A 16,410-nucleotide genomic window follows, 5' to 3' on the forward strand; every position below is an offset into this window, starting at 1 on the left:
CCAGGTATCAGCCGGCGCGGCGCCGGGAGCCCAGCGCCAGCACCAGGGCGGCGACGCCGGCGAGCAGGCCGAGCCCGCCGACGACGAGGGCGGTCATCGCCAGCCCCGAGCCGTCGGAGGTCTGCGCTGCGGATGCCTCGTCCACGTCCGTCGACGCCTCGGCGGCACCCCCGCCGTGGTCGGCCGCACCGCTCAGCATCAGCACGGGAGCCGGGCTCTCCGGCTCGTCCTGCCCCTCCACGGTCGGCTCGATCCAAGCCTGCTCCGTGCCGTCGTCGTAGGTCTGGATCGCCGGGAAGGTGAGCTCGTCCACCTCGGGGATCGGACCGGCGCTGATGGAGAAGCTCTGGTACTGCCCGGGCGCGATCCCGGCCCCCGGGGCGGCGGTCCAGGTGATCTCGCTGACCGCCTCGGTCACCTCGCTCCCGTGCACCTCGACCGGCGGGTCGACCGGCCCGGTGGTGGTCGTCGCCGTCCACCCGGGCACCGGCTTCACGCTGACCGAGGCGAGCGGGGTCGCAGCGGGGATCTGGACCCGCAGGGAGACCGTCGAAGCCGTGTCGCTCTCGTTCGGCACCCGGAAGGTCAACTCCCCGAAGCCGCCGGGGGCGGCATCGCCCGAGGACACCCGGACGTGCGCCGAGGCCGTGCCGGCACCGGCGGCGAGGACCACCACCGTGGCGAGAGAGGTCGCGGCGAGCGCGCGGAGAGGACGGACGGGCACGGGCGGGCTCCTTCGTCTGCCGCCGGCCCGGCGGGCTGCCGGGCCGTGCGGTGGTCCAGTAGTCGCTCCAGCCCCCGGCGGAGTTCCCGCGCCGGGCGTGCGTGACGACGACCACTCCCCCACCACGGTGACGAACGACTCACCGGCCAGACCCTGACGTGAGGGACGGGTGACCGGCACACTCTCGGTGAGCCCGGCGCCGCGGTCGCCGGCACCGACGCCCTGGCCCCCGGCGGCGCCCCTGCCCCGCGCCGGCGCGCCGCCCCGCAGGTGCACCGGCGCACCTCACCCACGACCCCGCACCGCCGCGGTGCCGCACCCCGCGCCCCGACGGCGCACGACCGAGACGGATCCATGTCCTCAGCCCTCGCTGCCCCGTCCACGCCCCGGTTCCGCCGGCCGGCGTGGCTCTCCCCGAGCACCGCCCGCACCGAGGTCCTCGCCGGCCTCGTGGTCGCCCTGGCCCTCATCCCGGAGGCGATCAGCTTCTCCATCCTGGCGGGCGTCGACCCGCGGGTCGGGCTGTTCTCCTCGTTCGTGATGGCCGTGGTGATCGCGTTCACCGGCGGCCGCCCGGCGATGATCACCGCGGCCACCGGCGCGATCGCGCTCGTCGTCGCGCCGCTGGCCCTCGAGCACGGCGTCGAGTACCTGTTCGCCGCGGTCGTCCTCGGCGGCGTCTTCCAGGTGCTGCTCGCCGCGGCCGGCGTCGCCCGGTTGATGCGCTTCATCCCGCGCAGCGTGATGGTCGGCTTCGTCAACGCGCTGGCGATCCTCATCTTCACCGCGCAGCTGCCGCACCTGGTCGACGTCCCCTGGCTGGTCTACCCGCTGGTCGCCGCGGGGCTGGCGATGATCTTCCTGCTGCCCCGGCTCACCGCCGCCGTCCCCTCGCCGCTGATCTCGATCGTCGTGCTCACCGGGCTGACGGTGGCCGCCGGCTGGGCGCTGCCCGACGTCGGCGACCAGGGCGAGCTGCCGGACAGCCTGCCCTTCCTCGGCATCCCGGCCGTCCCCTTCACCTGGGAGACCCTGACGATCATCGCGCCGTTCGCGCTGGGCGTGGCCCTGGTCGGGCTGATGGAGTCGCTGATGACCGCCAAGCTCGTCGACGACCTCACCGACACCCACTCGGACAAGACCCGCGAGTCCTGGGGCCAGGGCGTGGCCAACGTCGCCTCCGGCTTCTTCGGCGGCATGGGCGGCTGCGCGATGATCGGCCAGACGATGATCAACGTGAAGTCCGGTGCCCGCACCCGGCTGTCGACCTTCCTGTCCGGCGCCTTCCTGCTGGTCCTCGTGGTCGCCCTCGGCGACGTCGTCGCGATCATCCCGATGGCCGCGCTCGTCGCGGTGATGATCTTCGTGTCGATCGCCACCTTCGACTGGCACAGCCTGCGCACCCTCCACCGCATGCCCCGCAGCGAGACCACGGTGATGCTGGTGACCGTCGCCGGCACGCTGCTCACCCACAACCTCGCGATCGGCGTCGGGGTCGGCGTCCTCACCGCGTGCGTGCTGTTCGCCCGCCGCGTCGCGCACCTCGTCGAGGTGACCAGCGTCCTGGACCCCGACGGCGGCACCCGCGTGTACTCGGTGCACGGCGCGCTGTTCTTCGCCTCGAGCAACGACCTCGTCTCCCAGTTCGACTACAACGGCGACCCGGAGGACGTCGTGGTCGACCTGTCGAACGCGCACGTCTGGGATGCCTCCACCGTGGCGGTGCTCGACGCGATCACGCACAAGTACGCCACCCGCGGCAAGACGGTCGAGATCGTCGGCCTCAACGGGCACTCGGCCGACCGCTTCGAGCGGCACACCGGCCGGCTCGCCGGGGCGCACTGATGCAGGCGGCACGCGCCGGGCTGCTCCAGATCGGCCAGGTCGCGGAGCGGACCGGGCTGAGCCTGCGCACCATCCGCTGGTACGAGGAGGAGGGGCTGGTCGTCCCCACCGCCCGCACCGAGGGCGGCTTCCGCCTCTACAGCGACGGGGACGTCGCGCGCCTCGAGGTGATCAAGCGGATGAAGCCGCTGGGGTTCGCGCTCGAGGAGATGCGCGAGCTGCTCGGCCTGCTCGCCGACCTGGATGCCGGCACCGGCGACCGGGCGCAGCTGCTGGACCGGCTGCGCATGTTCCACGAGGCGGCCACCGCCCGGGTCACCGCGCTGCGCGAGCAGCTCGCCGTCGCCGAGGGCTTCGCCGCCGGCCTCGCCGACCAGCTCCACGCCCGGGGCTGAGGCCCGCCCGCCGGGCGGCCGGTCCCCGCGGAACCGGCCGCCGCGGCGGTCAGACCCTGGTGTTGCGCTTGGTCCACCCCCAGGCGGCGGTGGCCAGGAACAGCACCACGCCGATGACGAGGAGCCAGAACAGCCCCTCCACGACCGCACCGACGACGGCGAGCACCAGCCACACGACCAGCAGCAGCCCGATCAGTCCGAGCACGGGATCCTCCTCCCTCGGCGCGCAGCCGCCCCGCGACCGCGCGCACGTCCGACGTGCTGGTGACCCCCGGTCGGCTACCCGTTCGGGGGGACCGCCATGCGAGGCGCTTCCCCGCCGGACCGGCGGAGGCGTCAGGATGGGCGCGTCGAGGCCCCCGGCACGGGCCCGCGCGCAGCGGAGGGGGGTGGGGCATGACCGAACCGCCGCCGATCCGCGCCGCCGGGGCGCACCCCGCGACGCCACAGCTCGCGGACAGCCGGGCGGCGCTCTTCCAGCGGGAGGCGGTGATCGCCGGGCGGTTGCTGGTCATCGGGCTGGCCGCGCTGGGCGTCATCTGGCTGCTGCTCCAGGTGCAGTTCGTCGCCGCCGCCGCGATGCTCGGCCTCGCCCAGGTCGCCATGCTCTGGCCGATCGCCCGCTGGCTCCGGAGCCACGGCGTCCCTGCCGTGCTCGCGGCGATCCTCTGCGTCATCGGCTACCTCGCCTTCTTCGTCAGCGTGCTCACCTTCCTGGTGCTGCAGCTGATCGTGGCCTGGCCCGGCCTCGTCGCGGCGAGCGCCGACGCGATCAACGAGACGACGGCCTGGGTCCAGGCGCGGACCGAGGACATGAACAACGCCGGGCTCGACCAGGTGCTCGAGCAGCTGGAGTCCTCGGTGGGCACAGCCGCGTCGGGGCTCGGGAGCGCGGCCGCCCAGGGGCTGAACGCGGTGGGGAACGTGACCACGGTCCTGCTGATCGCGCTCTTCTTCACGATCTTCGCGCTGACCAGCGGCGACGCGCTGTGGCGCCAGTTCGTCCGGGCACTGCCCGTCGAGCACCGGTCGCCGGTCGACGCAGCATTCCGCGCCGGGCTCCGCACCGCCGGCGCCTGGTTCTACGCCTCGACCGCCACCGGGCTGATCGACGGCCTGCTGATCGGGCTGGGGCTGTGGCTGCTCGACGTCCCGCTCGCCCTCCCCATCGGGGCGCTGACGTTCCTGCTCGCCTACGTCCCCCTGGTGGGCGCGACCATCGCCGGCGCCGTGGCGGTCGCGGTCGCCGGCGTGACCAACGGCTGGGACACGGCGCTGTGGGCGCTGCTGATCGTCGTCCTGGTGCAGCAGATCGAGGGCAACGTGCTCGCCCCCCTGCTGCTGTCCCGGGCGATCAGCTTCCACCCGCTGGTCGTGCTGCTGCTGACCACCGGAGCCGCCTCGGCCTTCGGACTGCTGGGCCTCTTCGTCGCGGTCCCGGTGGCCGGGGTGCTGGCGGCCGCCGTGCAGGGCTGGCGGCGGCAGGTCGGCCGTCGGTCGGAGTGGCAGCCGGACGACGGCGACGCTCCGGGCGGCGAGGCTGCCGGCGGCGGGGTCACCGAGGACGGCGACCCCACCGACGGGGCTCTCCGCCCGCCCGCGCGGCACGTGACACCGGCGTCCTGACCCCCGGCCGGCGGAGGGGCGCGCTCGACCTGCCGACCGGTGCGAACACCGCTACGGTCGCCCGATCATCCTCTCCGCCGGAGGTGGGCCCGTGCCCGAATCCATCCTGGTAGGCCTGGACGGCAGCGAGTCGAGCGGTCGCGCCGCGGACGCGGCGGCCGATGCCGCCCGCCGTCACCACCTGCGGCTCGTCGTCGCCTGCGTCGTTCCGTGGTCGCCCTACTCCTTCACCACCGCGGAGGAGAACGAGCGCCGCCCCGTGGAGAAGGAGCAGGAGGCCACCGCCGCCCGCGAACGCGTCCTGAACCCGGTCGTCGCCCGGCTCTCCGAGGCCGGCGACCTGACGATCGAGGGGGTCGTCCGGCACGGGCACCCCGCCGAGACGCTGGTGCGCCTGGCCCGCGAGCACGACGCCGCCTGGATCACCGTCGGCCGGACGGGGCAGAGCCGGGTGCGCACCCTGCTGTTCGGCTCGACGCCGAGCAGCCTCATCCAGCTGTCCCCCATCCCCGTCCTGGTGGTGCCGTGATGACCTCGCCGTCCGACTCGCTCCTGGCCGCCACCTTCGACGAGCAGGTCGACGGCTTCTTCGCGCCGATCTCCGAGTGGATCACCGGGATCGTCTTCTTCGCCGTCCCGCTGGAGTTCATCGACGAGGGCGTCGAGCTCCCGCTCATCGTGGTCTGGCTGGTCATCGCCGGCCTCTTCTTCACGATCTACCTGCGCGGCTTCCAGTTCCGCGCCTTCAGCCACGCCATCCAGCTGATCCGCGGCCGGTACGACGACCCCCGCGACGCCGGTGAGGTCACCCACTTCCAGGCCCTGGCGACGGCGGTCTCGGGCACCGTCGGCCTGGGCAACATCGCCGGCGTGGCCGTGGCGATCTCCCTGGGCGGGCCGGGGGCCACGCTCTGGATGATCGTCGCGGGCCTGCTCGGCATGTGCACCAAGGGCGTCGAGTGCACGCTCGGGGTGAAGTACCGCAACGTCTACCCGGACGGGCGGGTCTCCGGCGGCCCGATGTACTACCTCACCAAGGGGCTGCGGGAGAGGAGTCCGGGGCTGGGCACGTTCGGCAAGGTCCTCGCCATCCTGTTCTGCATCTTCACCCTCGGCGGGGCCGTCGGCGGCGGCAACATGTTCCAGGCCAACCAGGCCTTCCAGCAGGCGCAGTCGGTCACCGGCGGCGACGACGGCCCGCTCGGGTTCGGCGCCGCCGGCGCGGTGTTCGGCCTGGTGCTCGCGCTCTTCGTCGGCGCAGTGATCATCGGCGGGATCCGCAGCATCGCCCGGGTCACCGACAAGCTGGTCCCGTTCATGGCGGTCTTCTACGTGCTCGCCTGCCTGACCGTGCTGTTCGCCAACCTGGGGCAGATCCCCGAGGCGCTGTGGGCGATCGTCTCCCAGGCGTTCAGCCCCGAGGCCGGCTACGGCGGCATCGTCGGCGTCCTCATCCAGGGGTTCCGCCGGGCCGCGTTCAGCAACGAGGCGGGCCTGGGCTCGGCTGCGATCGCGCACTCGGCGGTCAAGACGGAGCACCCGGCCACCGAGGGCCACGTCGCCGTCCTCGAGCCGTTCATCGACACCGTGGTCATCTGCACGATGACGGCGCTGGCCATCGTCATCACCGGCACCTACGCCGACGAGGCGAGCGACCCCGGTGTGGAGACGACGTCGGCGGCCTTCGAGACCGTCGTCGACTGGTTCCCCATCGTGCTGGCCGTCGCGGTCATCCTCTTCGCCTACTCGACGATGCTGGCCTGGAGCTACTACGGCCTCAAGGCCGCGACCTACCTGTTCGGCGAGTCGATGATCGTCGACCGGACGTGGAAGCTGATCTTCTGCCTCTTCGTGGTCATCGGCGCCTCGTCGACCCTGGACGCGGTGATCGGCTTCTCCGACAGCATGATCTTCCTGATGTCGCTGCCGAACATCATCGGGCTCTACATCCTGGCCCGGGTCGTGAAGCGGGAGATCAACGGCTACCGCGCCCGCGTGGAGAGCGGCGAGATCCTGCCGGTGGCCGAGCGGACACCCTGAACCGCGCCGCGCGGGCCGGTGGCGGGTCCGGCGCCGGTCAGGACCGGGATCGTCGCCGGCCCGGTGCCCGGCGCAGGCGCCCCCGGGACGCCGGCCCCTCCCGCGGACGCGGCCGGCGCACCGGCGGGAAGGGCGCGTGCACGTCGAAGTGCACCCCCACCATCCGGATGGTGAAGCACAGCGCGGCGGCGCAGACCGAGGCGACCGGCCCGCGGGTGCCGAGGAGCTCCGCCACCACCACGGCCGTCGCCCCGACCAGCGCCGGCACGGCGTAGAGCCCGCTGGTCAGCACCGAGGGGACCTGCCGGATCAGCACGTCGCGGAGCGTGCCGCCGCCGACGCCGGTGATCGCGCCGACGATCACCGCCTGCGCGGGGCCGAAGCCGAGGTCGAGGGCCTTCAGCGCGCCGGTGACCGCGAACAGGCTCAGGCCGGCGGCGTCGAGCACGTTGATCGCCCCGTTGAGCCGCTCCAGGTAGGGCCCCGCGACGAAGGCGATCAGGCCACCGCCGGCGGCGACCGCGAGGTAGCGCCAGTCCAGGAAGGTGGCCGGGGGCAGGCTGTCCAGGAAGACGTCCCGGATGGTCCCGCCCCCCAGCGCGGTGATCATGCCCAGGGTGACCACGCCGACGATGTCGAGCCGGGTGGTGCGCAGCGCGGTGAGGGCGCCGTTGAGGGCGAAGGCGAAGGTGCCGACCAGGTCGAGCACCAGCAGGGCCGTCGTGGCCATCGATCCGCGCCCCCCCGAAGCAGCACCTGTCGAGGGTGTCAGCTTCTCAGGCGGTCCCCGCGGGCGGTGAAGGCCTCCACGATCGACTGCCAGTGCTCGACGTGCGGGCCGGTGCGGGGGGCGTCGGGCTGCAGCGCGTAGGTCAGCGCCTGGCCCCGCATCGAGGTGAGCAGCACCTGGTAGACCGCCTCGGCCTGCGGATGCCGCGCCACCTGCTCACCGAACACCTCCATGGCCAGCGTCCGCAGCTGCGCCCCGAGCCGCCGCTCGTGCGGGAGCAGCGCGGCGCGCAGCTCGGGATCGGTCCGGGCGGCACCCCAGAGCTCCATCGCCGCGACGAACAAGGTCCCGTGGAACCTCTCCCAGACCAGCTGCACCCCCAGCCGGGCGCGCGCCGCCGGGTCCGCCGGCAGGTCGACCGCGGCCTGGCGCACGCTCGCGCTGAACTCCTCGTAGAGGTGGTCGACCGCGGCCAGCACGAGCTCGGCCTTGGTGGTGAACTGGTGGGTCAGCGCGCCGCGGGAGACGCCGGCCCGGCGCTGCACCTCCTGGGTGGTGGTGCGTGCGTAGCCCAGCTCGACCAGCGCCCCCACGGTGGCGCGCACGAGCGCCTCGCGGGTGCTGGCCCGCCGCTCGGCCTGCGTCCGGCGCGCCGTCGGAGCAGCGGTCACCTCGGCGTCGTCTCAGACCGCCGCGGCGGCCCGCAGGCTGCCGGCCGGCACCGCCCGCTCCAGCAGGATCGCCGTCGGGCGGAACCGCTCGCCGTAGCGGTCGGCCAGCGCGTCGGCCCGGGCCACGAAGCCCGCGACCCCGCCCGCGTACTGGTCGACGTACTGCAGCACGCCGCCGTACAGCGGCGGGAAGCCGATCCCCATGATCGAGCCGATGTTGGCGTCCTCGACGGTCCGCAGCACCTGCTCCTCGAGGCAGCGCGCCGTCTCCACCGCCATGGCGAACAGCAGCCGCTCCTGCGCGTCGGTGAAGGGCACCGCGGCCGGGTCCTGCGGGTCGCGGGCCGGGAACAGCTCGGCGAGCCCGGGCCAGACCCGCTTCTCCGGCTGCCAGTCGAAGAAGCCCTGCCCCGAGGACTTCCCGGTCCGCCCGTGCTCGACCAGCGTGCGCAGCACCGCGACGCCGGGGTGGTCCTCGGTGGCGCCGGCCCTGGCCGCCTCGTCACGGATCTTCAGCGGCAGGGTGAGGGTGACCTCGTCGAGCAGGGTCAGCGGCCCGGCCGGGAAGCCGGCCTGGAGCGCGGCCCGCTCCACGCTCATCGGCGGGACGCCCTCGGCCAGCAGTGCGGCGCCCTCCATGACCAGCGTGCCGAAGACCCGGCTGGTGAAGAAGCCGCGGCTGTCGGAGACGACGATCGGCGTCTTGCCGATCTGCCGCACGGCGTCGTAGGCGCGGGCGAGCGCGACGTCGGACGTCTGCTCCCCCACGATCAGCTCGACCAGCGGCATCTTGTCCACCGGCGAGAAGAAGTGCATGCCCACGACGTCGGACTGCCGCTGCACACCGGTGGCGAGGCCGGTGATCGGGAGCGTGCTGGTGTTGGAGGCCAGCAGCGCACCGCTCGCGGCGTGCGCCTCGGCCTCGGCGAGCACCCGGTGCTTCAGCGCGGTGTCCTCGAACACCGCCTCCACGACCACGTCGCAGCCGGCGAGGTCGGCGGCGTCGCCGGTGGGGGTGATGCGGGCGAGGAAGGCATCCGCCTTCTCCCGGCTCATGCGCCCGCGGGACACCTGCGTGCCGACCAGCCCGGCGACGTGGGCCCTGCCCTTCTCGGCGGCCTCGGCGCTCACGTCCTTGAGGACGACGTCGACGCCGACCTTCGCGAACGCGTGCGCGATGCCGGCGCCCATCATCCCGGCGCCGAGCACGCCGACCTTGGCGACGGTGAACCGCTCCTGGACCGCCGGCCGCGACCCGCCGCCGTTGATGCGGTTCAGGTCGAACCACAGCGCCTGGATCATGTTGATCGAGATCTGCCCGACCACCAGGTCGACGAAGTAACGCCCCTCGACGGTGAACGCGGTGTCGACGTCGACCTGCAGGCTCTCCACCGCGGCCGAGAGGATCGCGTAAGGAGCCGGGTACGGCGCCCCCTTGAGCTGCTTGGCCAGGTTCGCCGGGAACGCGGGCAGCGTGCTGGCCAGCGACGGCGACGACGGGGTGCCGCCGGGCACCTTGTAGCCCTTGGTGTCCCACGGCTGGGCGGCGTCCGGGTTCGCCAGCACCCAGGCGCGCGCCTTGGCGAGCAGCTCGTCGCGGTCGGCCGCCGACTCGTGCACCAGCCCCAGCGCCACGGCCTTGTCCGGCCGCACCTGCCGACCCTGCAGCAGCAGCTCCAGCAGCGCCGTCGTCAGGCCGAGCAGCCGGACCGAGCGGACGATCCCGCCGCCGCCGGGCAGCAGGCCGAGGGTGACCTCGGGGAAGCCGAGCGTGACCTTCGGGTCGTCCAGGACGACGCGGTGGTGGCAGGCCAGCGCGATCTCGAGGCCACCACCGAGCGCGGCGCCGTTGATCGCTGCGGCGACCGGGACGCCGAGGGTCTCCAGCCGGCGCAGCTGGCTCTTCACCAGCGTCACCTGGGCGAGGACCTGGTCGCGGGTCTCCGGCGTCGCCTGGATCAGGCTGCCGAGGTTCCCGCCGGCGAAGAAGGTCTTCTTGGCGCTGGTCAGGACGACGCCGCGGACCGAGTCCCGCTCCCGCTCCAGCCGGTCGATCGTCTCGCCCATCGACCGCACGTACGCGTCGTTCATGGTGTTGGCCGACGACGCGGGGTCGTCGAGGGTGAGGGTGACGACGCCGTCGGCGCCGGACTCCCAGCGGATGGTGCTGTCACTCACTGCGGTGCTCCTCAGACTCGCTCGACGACGGTGGCGATGCCCATCCCGCCGCCGACGCACAGGGTGGCCAGGCCGCGGCGCAGGTCGCGCCGCTCGAGCTCGTCGACGAGCGAGCCCAGGATCATCGCGCCGGTGGCGCCCAGCGGGTGCCCCATCGAGATCGCGCCGCCGTTGACGTTGACCTGCTCGTGGTCGAAGCCGGTGTCGGACATGAACCGCAGGACGACGGCGGCGAACGCCTCGTTCATCTCCACCAGGTCGATGTCGTCGACGGTGAGCCCGGCCTTCGCCAGCGCCTTGTGCGTCGCGGGCGCCGGGCCGGTCAGCATGATCACCGGGTCGGCGCCGGAGACGGCGGTGCTCACGATGCGGGCGCGGGGGGTCAGCCCGTTGCGGCGCCCCGCATCCTCGGTGCCGACGACCACCAGGGCCGCGCCGTCGACGATGCCGCTGGAGTTGCCGGCGGTGTGGACGTGGTCGATGCGCTCGACCCAGTGGTACCTGTTCAGCGCGACGGCGTCGAAGCCGCCCATGTCGCCGATCCCGGCGAACGCCGACGGCAGCCCGGCCAGCGACTCGACTGTGGTGCCGGGGCGGACCAGCTCGTCGGTGTCCAGGACGACGGTGCCGTTCCGGTCCGTCACCGGGACGACCGAACCGTCGAAGTAGCCGTTCGACCAGGCCTTCGCCGCGCGGGCGTGGGACTCTGCGGCGTAGGCGTCGACGTCCTCCCGGCTCCAGCCGGCCAGGGTCGCGATCAGGTCCGCGCCGATGCCCTGGGGGACGAAGCCGGTGCGGGCGGCGGTCTCGGGGTCCATCGGCCAGGCGCCGCCGTCGGAGCCCATCGGCACGCGCGACATCGACTCGACGCCGCCGGCGAGCACCAGGTCCTCGTAGCCGGAGCGCACCTTCTGCGCGGCGAGGTTGACCGCCTCCAGGCCGCTGGCGCAGAACCGGTTGATCTGCACGCCGGCCACTGTCTCGGGCAGGCCGGCCGCGAGGGCGGCGGTGCGGGCGATGACCGCGCCCTGCTCCCCGACCGGCGAGACGACGCCCAGGACGATGTCGTCGACCAGCGCCGGGTCCAGCCCGGGGCTGCGCCGGCGCACCTCGTCGATGAGCCCGGTGGTCAGGCTGATCGGCTTGACCGAGTGCAGCCCACCGGTCTTCTTGCCCTTGCCGCGCGGGGTGCGCACGGCGTCGTAGATGAACGCCTCGGTGCTCATGCTCGTGCCTCGGTGGCCATACGGGTCCTCTCGGGATGGGTGGACGGGCTCAGACGCCGAGCGAGCGGCCGATGATCTCCTTCATGATCTCCGTCGTCCCGCCGTAGATCGTCTGGATGCGCGAGTCGAGGAACGCCTTGGCGACCGGGTACTCGAGCATGTAGCCGTAGCCGCCGTGCAGCTGCAGGCACCGGTCGACGACGCGCTTCTGCAGCTCCGTCGTCCACCACTTGGCCATCGCCGCGTCCTCGACGGTGAACCGGCCGGCGTTGTGCTCGAGGATCGCCTTCTCGAGGTAGGTCTCGGCGATCGACACCTCGGTGTGCATCTCGGCGAGCTCGAACCGGGTGTTCTGGAAGGACCCGATCGGCTTGCCGAAGGCGGTCCGGTCCTTGCAGTACCGGACGGTCAGGTCGAGCACGATGCGCGCCGAGGCGACCGCGCCCGCGGCGATGGAGAGGCGCTCCTGCGGCAGGTTCTCCATGAGGTGGAAGAAGCCGTGGCCCTCCGTGCCGAGCAGGTTGGCCGCCGGCACCCGCACGTCCTCGAAGAACAGCTCGGCGGTGTCCTGCGCCTTGAGGCCGATCTTGTCGAGGTTGCGGCCGCGCTCGAACCCGGGCATGCCGCGCTCGACGACGAGCAGGGAGAAGCCGCGGGCGCCGGCCTCGGGGTCGGTGCGGGCGACGACGATGACGAGATCGGCGTTGATGCCGTTGGTGATGAAGGTCTTGGACCCGTTGAGCACCCACTCCTCGCCGTCGCGGCGGGCGGTGGTGCGCAGCCCCTGCAGGTCCGAGCCCGCGCCCGGCTCGGTCATGGCGATCGCGGTGATGATCTCGCCACTGACGAGCCCGGGGAGCCAGCGTCGCTTCTGCTCGTCCGTGGTGAGCCCGATCAGGTAGGGCGCGACGACATCGTTCTGCAGCGTGAATCCCAGGCCGCTGGCGCCGGCCCGGCTGACCTCGGCGGAGAGGATGGCGTTGTAGCGGAAGTCCTTGACCCCGCCGCCGCCGAACTCCTCCGGCACGTCCATACCCAGCAGTCCCTGCTCGCCGGCCCGCAGCCAGACCGAGCGGTCGACGACGCCGGCCTTCTCCCACTCGTCGTGGTGCGGGGTGACCTCCTTGGCGAGGAAGTCACGCAGCATCGCGCGGAACGACTCGTGCTCGGCCTCGTAGAGGGCTGACTGCACACCGACCTCCGGGAACTCACGGATCCCGGGCGGTCCCCGGGCCGGGAACCCGAACATACAGACCGCTCGTTCTGTATCTTCGCGAGCCACGTCACAGTGTCGTGTCGTCACCCCGAGGAGCCCACCCGTGCAGGAGTACTCCAGCCCCACCGCCTTCGAGATCCCGACCACCGCCGCGCTGCCCGACGCGGTGACCACCCACGCCCGCGAGAACCCCGACCGGGTCGCCCTCAGCCGCAACGTCGGCGGCGTCTGGGTGCCGGTCACCAGCCGGGAGTTCGCCGAGCAGGTCGCAGCGCTCGCCCGCGGGATGATCGCGGCCGGCGTCGGGCCGGGCGACCGGGTCGGCATCCTCGGCCGGACGAGCTACGAGTGGACGCTGGCCGACTACGCGATCTGGACCGCCGGAGCCGTCGGCGTCCCGATCTACGAGACCTCCTCGGCCGAGCAGGCCCAGTGGATCCTGTCGGACTCCGGCGCGGTCGCCGTCGTCGTCGAGAGCGCCGCGCACCGTGCCCTGGTGGAGTCGGTGCGGGCCGACCTGCCCGACCTGCGCGAGATCTGGACCGTCGACGCCGGCGACCTGCAGGCCGCCGCCGCCCGCGCCGACGAGGTGCCCGAGGAGGAGCTGGCCGCGCGCCGCGCCACGCTCACCACCGACACCCTCGCCACGATCATCTACACGTCGGGGACCACCGGGCGCCCCAAGGGGTGCGAGCTGACCCACGGCAACCTGCTGTACGTCGCGGAGCTCGCCCCCAGGGTGATCCCCGCGATGGTGGCCGAGAACGCGAGCTCGTTGCTCTTCCTGCCGCTGGCGCACGTCTTCGCGCGGATCATCGAGGTCGGCTGCATCCAGAACGGCGCCCGGCTCGGCCACACCCCCGACCTCGCCTCGCTGCTGGCCGATCTCGGCAGCTTCCGGCCGACCTTCCTCGTCGCCGTACCGCGCGTCTTCGAGAAGGTCTACAACGGCGCCCGGCAGAAGGCGCACGCCGGCGGCAAGGGCGCGATCTTCGACCGCGCCGAGCGCGTCGCCGTCGCCTGGTCCAAGGGGCAGGACACCGGCGGCCCCTCGCTGGCGGTGAAGCTGCAGCACGCGCTGTTCGACCGGCTGGTCTACGGCAAGCTGCGGGCGGCGATGGGCGGCCAGGTGGAGTACGCGCTCTCCGGCGGCGCGCCCCTGGGCGAGCGCCTCGGCCACTTCTTCCGCGGCATCGGCGTCACCATCCTCGAGGGGTACGGGCTCACCGAGACCACCGGCCCGGCCACGGTCAGCGGCCCGGACGCCATGAAGGTCGGCACCGTCGGCCGGCCGGCGCCGGGCTCGGCGGTGCGCATCGACGACCTCGGCGAGATCCTCATCCGCGGGCCGCAGGTCTTCCGCGGCTACTGGCACAACCCGGAGGCCACCGCCGAGACGATGCGCGACGGCTGGTTCGCCACCGGCGACGTCGGCGTGATCGACGACGAGGGCTACGTGACGATCACCGGGCGGATCAAGGAGCTGATCGTCACCTCGGGCGGGAAGAACGTCTCGCCCGCGGTGCTCGAGGACAAGATCCGCGCCCACCCGCTGGTCAGCCAGTGCATCGTCGTCGGCGACAACCGCCCGTTCATCGGCTGCCTGATCACCCTGGACGCCGAGGCGCTGCCCGGGTGGCTGGAGGCCAAGGGACGCCCGACCGACACCCCGCTGGCCGAGCTGGTCGACGACCCGGAGGTCATGGCCGAGCTCCAGGCCGCGGTCGACCGGGCGAACGCGCAGGTGTCCAAGGCCGAGTCGATCAAGTCCTTCGCGGTCCTGCCGGTCGAGTGGACGGTGGAGGGCGGCCAGCTGACCCCCTCGCTGAAGCTCAAGCGCTCGGTGGTCATGAAGGAGTTCGCCGCCGAGGTGGAGAAGATCTACGCCTCCTGAGCAAGGACCCCGCCGGGAAACCGGGCCACCATCCCCACCCGCCGCACACCGCGCGAGTCGGGTGGGGGTGGTGTGACGGGTGCGGCGGACACGTGCCCGGCGGTGGTGGCGCAACCGGCCGCGGGCTCGGACTCTGGGCGCATGACGAGTGTCTACGCGTACGGCACGGCACACGCGGTCGTCATGGTCGGGTCCTTCGGCGCCGAGGGCCTCACCCCCCGGCAGATCGGCCCGGCGCACGCGACGATCGGGCGGGTGAACGGGCAGAGCCGCAAGGCGCTGTGCGGCGCCTTCGTCTCCATCGACGAGCAGCTGCCCTGGCCGCCGGAGGGCTACGACGACGCGCAGCTCTGCCCGAACTGCGCCACGCTCGCCGCCCTCTGAGGCCGCCTGCGGGGTCCCGCCACGAGTGGAAGGACCCCGTCCTCCTGATCCCTCGCAGGCTCGGGACGAGCCTCGGGACGGGGCCGTGGGCAGCGGGCCTTTCAACAGCCGCCGGCGACCGAGGGCAGCACCTGCACCACCGCGCCGTCGCGGACCGCGGTCGCCAGGCCGCCCTGCCAGCGCACGTCCTCACCGTCGACGTAGACGTTGACGAACCGCCGCAGCGCGCCCGCCTCGTCGCGTATGCGCCGGCCGAGCACCGGGTGCCGGGCGGCCACCGCGTCCAGCACCGCGGCGAGCGTCGCGTCGTCCGGGTCGACCCGCAGGTGCCGCGTCCCCCCGGCGAGGTCGGCCAGCGACCCGGGAAGGACCACCTCCACGGTCATGCCGGCCCCCCTCACGGCAGCCGGGCCGCCCGCACGACGAGCACGTCGGGCAGGTGGTCGGCGACCAGGGTGAACGTCTCGCCCTCGTCGGCGCTGGCGTAGACGCAGCCGTCGCGGGTGCCGAGGTAGACGCCGGTGGTCTCGTGGTCGTCGGTGCAGAAGGCGTCGCGCAGCACCGCCGTCCAGGAGCCGTCGGGGAGTCCGGCGCCGACCTCGGTCCAGCTCCCCCCGGCGTCGCGGGTGCGGTGCACGCGGAGCCGGCCGTCCGGCGGGACGCGCTGCACGTCGGCGACCAGCGGGACCACCCAGGCGGTGCCGGGCACCGTCGGCGAGGCGGCGATGGGGAAGCCGAAGTCGGCCGGGAGCCCGTCGGCGATCGAGGTCCACGACCCGCCGCCGTCGTCGGTGCGGAAGACCCCGAAGTGGTTCTGCGCGTACATCCGCGCGGGGTCACCGGCGTCGACGGCGACCTTGTGCACGCACTGCCCGTACTCGGGCGGCTCGGGGAGGAAGACGGCGCTGATGCCCCGGTTGTGCGGCGACCACCCGGTGGCGCCGTCGTCGCTGACGTAGACCCCGCCGGTGCTCATCGCGACGGTCACCCGGTCGGTGACCGGGTCGGGCAGCACGGTGTGCACCGCGCCGCCGCCGGCCCCCGGCTCCCAGGTGGGCCGGTGCGGGTGGTCCCACAGCCCGCGCACCAGCGAGAAGCTGCAGCCGCGGTCGGTGCTGCGCCACAGCGACTGCGGCTCGCACCCCGCCCAGACCAGGTCGGGCCGGTCGGCCGAGTCCGGGCGCAGCTGCCACACCCGGCCGAGCGCGGCGCCGGTGTCCTCGGGGAAGCGGATGGCCCCGTGGTCGGTCTCCTGCCAGCTGCCCCCGAGGTCGTCCGACCAGGTGACCGACGGACCCCAGTGCCCGTACTGGACACCCGCCAGCACCCGCGGCGTGGCGCGACGGGTGTCCACGGACACCGCCGCCACCTCCTGCGCCAGCAGGTGCGGGCCGTCCAGCGACCAGGTGCGGCGGTCGTCCTCGCTGCGGGCCAGCCACAGCCCCTTGCGCGTCCCGATGGCCAGCAGATCGGTCATGGCA

The 16,410-nt window shown here is 73.3% G+C and carries 16 protein-coding genes; 7 read left to right on the forward strand and 9 right to left on the reverse strand.

From position 1 onward, the window contains the following. Positions 1-7: 7 nt before the first annotated feature. Positions 8-724, reverse strand: coding sequence for a YcnI family copper-binding membrane protein (locus ACI792_RS03225; RefSeq protein ID WP_456601300.1), 717 nt, complete (start codon positions 722-724; stop codon positions 8-10). Positions 725-1,078: 354 nt separating this feature from the next. Here ACI792_RS03225 and ACI792_RS03230 point away from each other — a divergent pair, with 354 nt between their 5' ends. Both ACI792_RS03230 and ACI792_RS03235 read left to right on the forward strand, forming a co-directional pair. Further along, the gene (locus ACI792_RS03230; protein WP_456601301.1) at positions 1,079-2,569 is read left to right on the forward strand and encodes a SulP family inorganic anion transporter; all 1,491 of its coding nucleotides are present in this window, start codon (positions 1,079-1,081) and stop codon (positions 2,567-2,569) included. Beyond that, the gene (locus ACI792_RS03235; protein ID WP_456601302.1) at positions 2,569-2,964 is read left to right on the forward strand and encodes a MerR family transcriptional regulator; all 396 of its coding nucleotides are present in this window, start codon (positions 2,569-2,571) and stop codon (positions 2,962-2,964) included. Before ACI792_RS03230 ends, ACI792_RS03235 begins: the two co-directional genes overlap by 1 nt. A 49-nt stretch (positions 2,965-3,013) precedes the next feature. Here ACI792_RS03235 and ACI792_RS03240 read toward each other — a convergent pair whose 3' ends face one another. Continuing rightward, on the reverse strand, positions 3,014-3,169 hold the full coding sequence (locus tag ACI792_RS03240; protein WP_236828110.1) for a hypothetical protein: 156 nt from the start codon (positions 3,167-3,169) through the stop codon (positions 3,014-3,016). 191 nt (positions 3,170-3,360) lie between these two features. Between ACI792_RS03240 and ACI792_RS03245 the strand changes: the two genes are divergently transcribed. The 3 genes from ACI792_RS03245 (at position 3,361) to ACI792_RS03255 (ending at position 6,630) form a co-directional block, all read left to right on the forward strand. Further along, a complete protein-coding gene (locus ACI792_RS03245; protein WP_456601303.1) occupies positions 3,361-4,590 on the forward strand; it encodes an AI-2E family transporter in 1,230 nt (409 codons plus the stop codon). Positions 4,591-4,681: 91 nt separating this feature from the next. Continuing rightward, positions 4,682-5,119 (forward strand): universal stress protein, encoded by a 438-nt coding sequence (locus ACI792_RS03250; protein ID WP_456582908.1) that lies wholly within the window; start codon positions 4,682-4,684, stop codon positions 5,117-5,119. Continuing rightward, a complete protein-coding gene (locus tag ACI792_RS03255) occupies positions 5,119-6,630 on the forward strand; it encodes an alanine/glycine:cation symporter family protein (RefSeq protein ID WP_456601304.1) in 1,512 nt (503 codons plus the stop codon). Before ACI792_RS03250 ends, ACI792_RS03255 begins: the two co-directional genes overlap by 1 nt. Positions 6,631-6,667: 37 nt before the next feature. Here the strand turns inward: ACI792_RS03255 and ACI792_RS03260 are convergent, their stop codons facing one another. The 5 genes from ACI792_RS03260 to ACI792_RS03280 are packed head-to-tail and all read right to left on the reverse strand — an operon-like array spanning position 6,668 to position 12,627. Further along, complete coding sequence (locus tag ACI792_RS03260; RefSeq protein WP_456601305.1) at positions 6,668-7,360, reverse strand: trimeric intracellular cation channel family protein; 693 nt, start codon at positions 7,358-7,360, stop codon at positions 6,668-6,670. A gap of 38 nt (positions 7,361-7,398) precedes the next feature. Continuing rightward, complete coding sequence (locus ACI792_RS03265; protein WP_456601306.1) at positions 7,399-8,031, reverse strand: TetR/AcrR family transcriptional regulator; 633 nt, start codon at positions 8,029-8,031, stop codon at positions 7,399-7,401. 12 nt (positions 8,032-8,043) lie between these two features. Continuing rightward, positions 8,044-10,209 carry a 3-hydroxyacyl-CoA dehydrogenase NAD-binding domain-containing protein gene (locus ACI792_RS03270; protein ID WP_456601307.1) on the reverse strand — a complete coding sequence of 722 codons (2,166 nt, stop codon included), beginning with the start codon at positions 10,207-10,209 and terminating at the stop codon, positions 8,044-8,046. An 11-nt stretch (positions 10,210-10,220) separates the two neighbouring features. After that, complete coding sequence (locus ACI792_RS03275; RefSeq protein ID WP_456601308.1) at positions 10,221-11,435, reverse strand: acetyl-CoA C-acetyltransferase; 1,215 nt, start codon at positions 11,433-11,435, stop codon at positions 10,221-10,223. A gap of 49 nt (positions 11,436-11,484) precedes the next feature. Continuing rightward, complete coding sequence (locus ACI792_RS03280; RefSeq protein WP_456601309.1) at positions 11,485-12,627, reverse strand: acyl-CoA dehydrogenase family protein; 1,143 nt, start codon at positions 12,625-12,627, stop codon at positions 11,485-11,487. Between the two features lie 127 nt (positions 12,628-12,754). Between ACI792_RS03280 and ACI792_RS03285 the strand changes: the two genes are divergently transcribed. After that, positions 12,755-14,545 (forward strand): AMP-dependent synthetase/ligase, encoded by a 1,791-nt coding sequence (locus ACI792_RS03285; protein WP_456601310.1) that lies wholly within the window; start codon positions 12,755-12,757, stop codon positions 14,543-14,545. 141 nt (positions 14,546-14,686) lie between these two features. Further along, positions 14,687-14,929 (forward strand): hypothetical protein, encoded by a 243-nt coding sequence (locus ACI792_RS03290; protein ID WP_456601311.1) that lies wholly within the window; start codon positions 14,687-14,689, stop codon positions 14,927-14,929. Positions 14,930-15,030: 101 nt separating this feature from the next. Here the strand turns inward: ACI792_RS03290 and ACI792_RS03295 are convergent, their stop codons facing one another. Beyond that, on the reverse strand, positions 15,031-15,315 hold the full coding sequence (locus ACI792_RS03295; protein ID WP_456601312.1) for a ubiquitin-like small modifier protein 1: 285 nt from the start codon (positions 15,313-15,315) through the stop codon (positions 15,031-15,033). A gap of 11 nt (positions 15,316-15,326) precedes the next feature. After that, positions 15,327-16,406 (reverse strand): exo-alpha-sialidase, encoded by a 1,080-nt coding sequence (locus ACI792_RS03300; RefSeq protein ID WP_456601313.1) that lies wholly within the window; start codon positions 16,404-16,406, stop codon positions 15,327-15,329. Positions 16,407-16,410 lie beyond the last annotated feature (4 nt).

Source organism: Blastococcus sp. SYSU DS0669, from assembly GCF_054050895.1.

Bases quoted from the DNA above. Each gene is read 5' to 3' on its own strand.
- ACI792_RS03230 (WP_456601301.1), top strand. From the start codon at position 1,079: ATGTCCTCAGCCCTCGCTGCCCCGTCCACGCCCCGGTTCCGCCGGCCG.
- ACI792_RS03235 (WP_456601302.1), top strand. From the start codon at position 2,569: ATGCAGGCGGCACGCGCCGGGCTGCTCCAGATCGGCCAGGTCGCGGAG.
- ACI792_RS03245 (WP_456601303.1), top strand. From the start codon at position 3,361: ATGACCGAACCGCCGCCGATCCGCGCCGCCGGGGCGCACCCCGCGACG.
- ACI792_RS03255 (WP_456601304.1), top strand. From the start codon at position 5,119: ATGACCTCGCCGTCCGACTCGCTCCTGGCCGCCACCTTCGACGAGCAG.
- ACI792_RS03260 (WP_456601305.1), bottom strand. From the start codon at position 7,360: ATGGCCACGACGGCCCTGCTGGTGCTCGACCTGGTCGGCACCTTCGCC.
- ACI792_RS03275 (WP_456601308.1), bottom strand. From the start codon at position 11,435: ATGAGCACCGAGGCGTTCATCTACGACGCCGTGCGCACCCCGCGCGGC.
- ACI792_RS03290 (WP_456601311.1), top strand. From the start codon at position 14,687: ATGACGAGTGTCTACGCGTACGGCACGGCACACGCGGTCGTCATGGTC.
- ACI792_RS03295 (WP_456601312.1), bottom strand. From the start codon at position 15,315: ATGACCGTGGAGGTGGTCCTTCCCGGGTCGCTGGCCGACCTCGCCGGG.
- ACI792_RS03300 (WP_456601313.1), bottom strand. From the start codon at position 16,406: ATGACCGATCTGCTGGCCATCGGGACGCGCAAGGGGCTGTGGCTGGCC.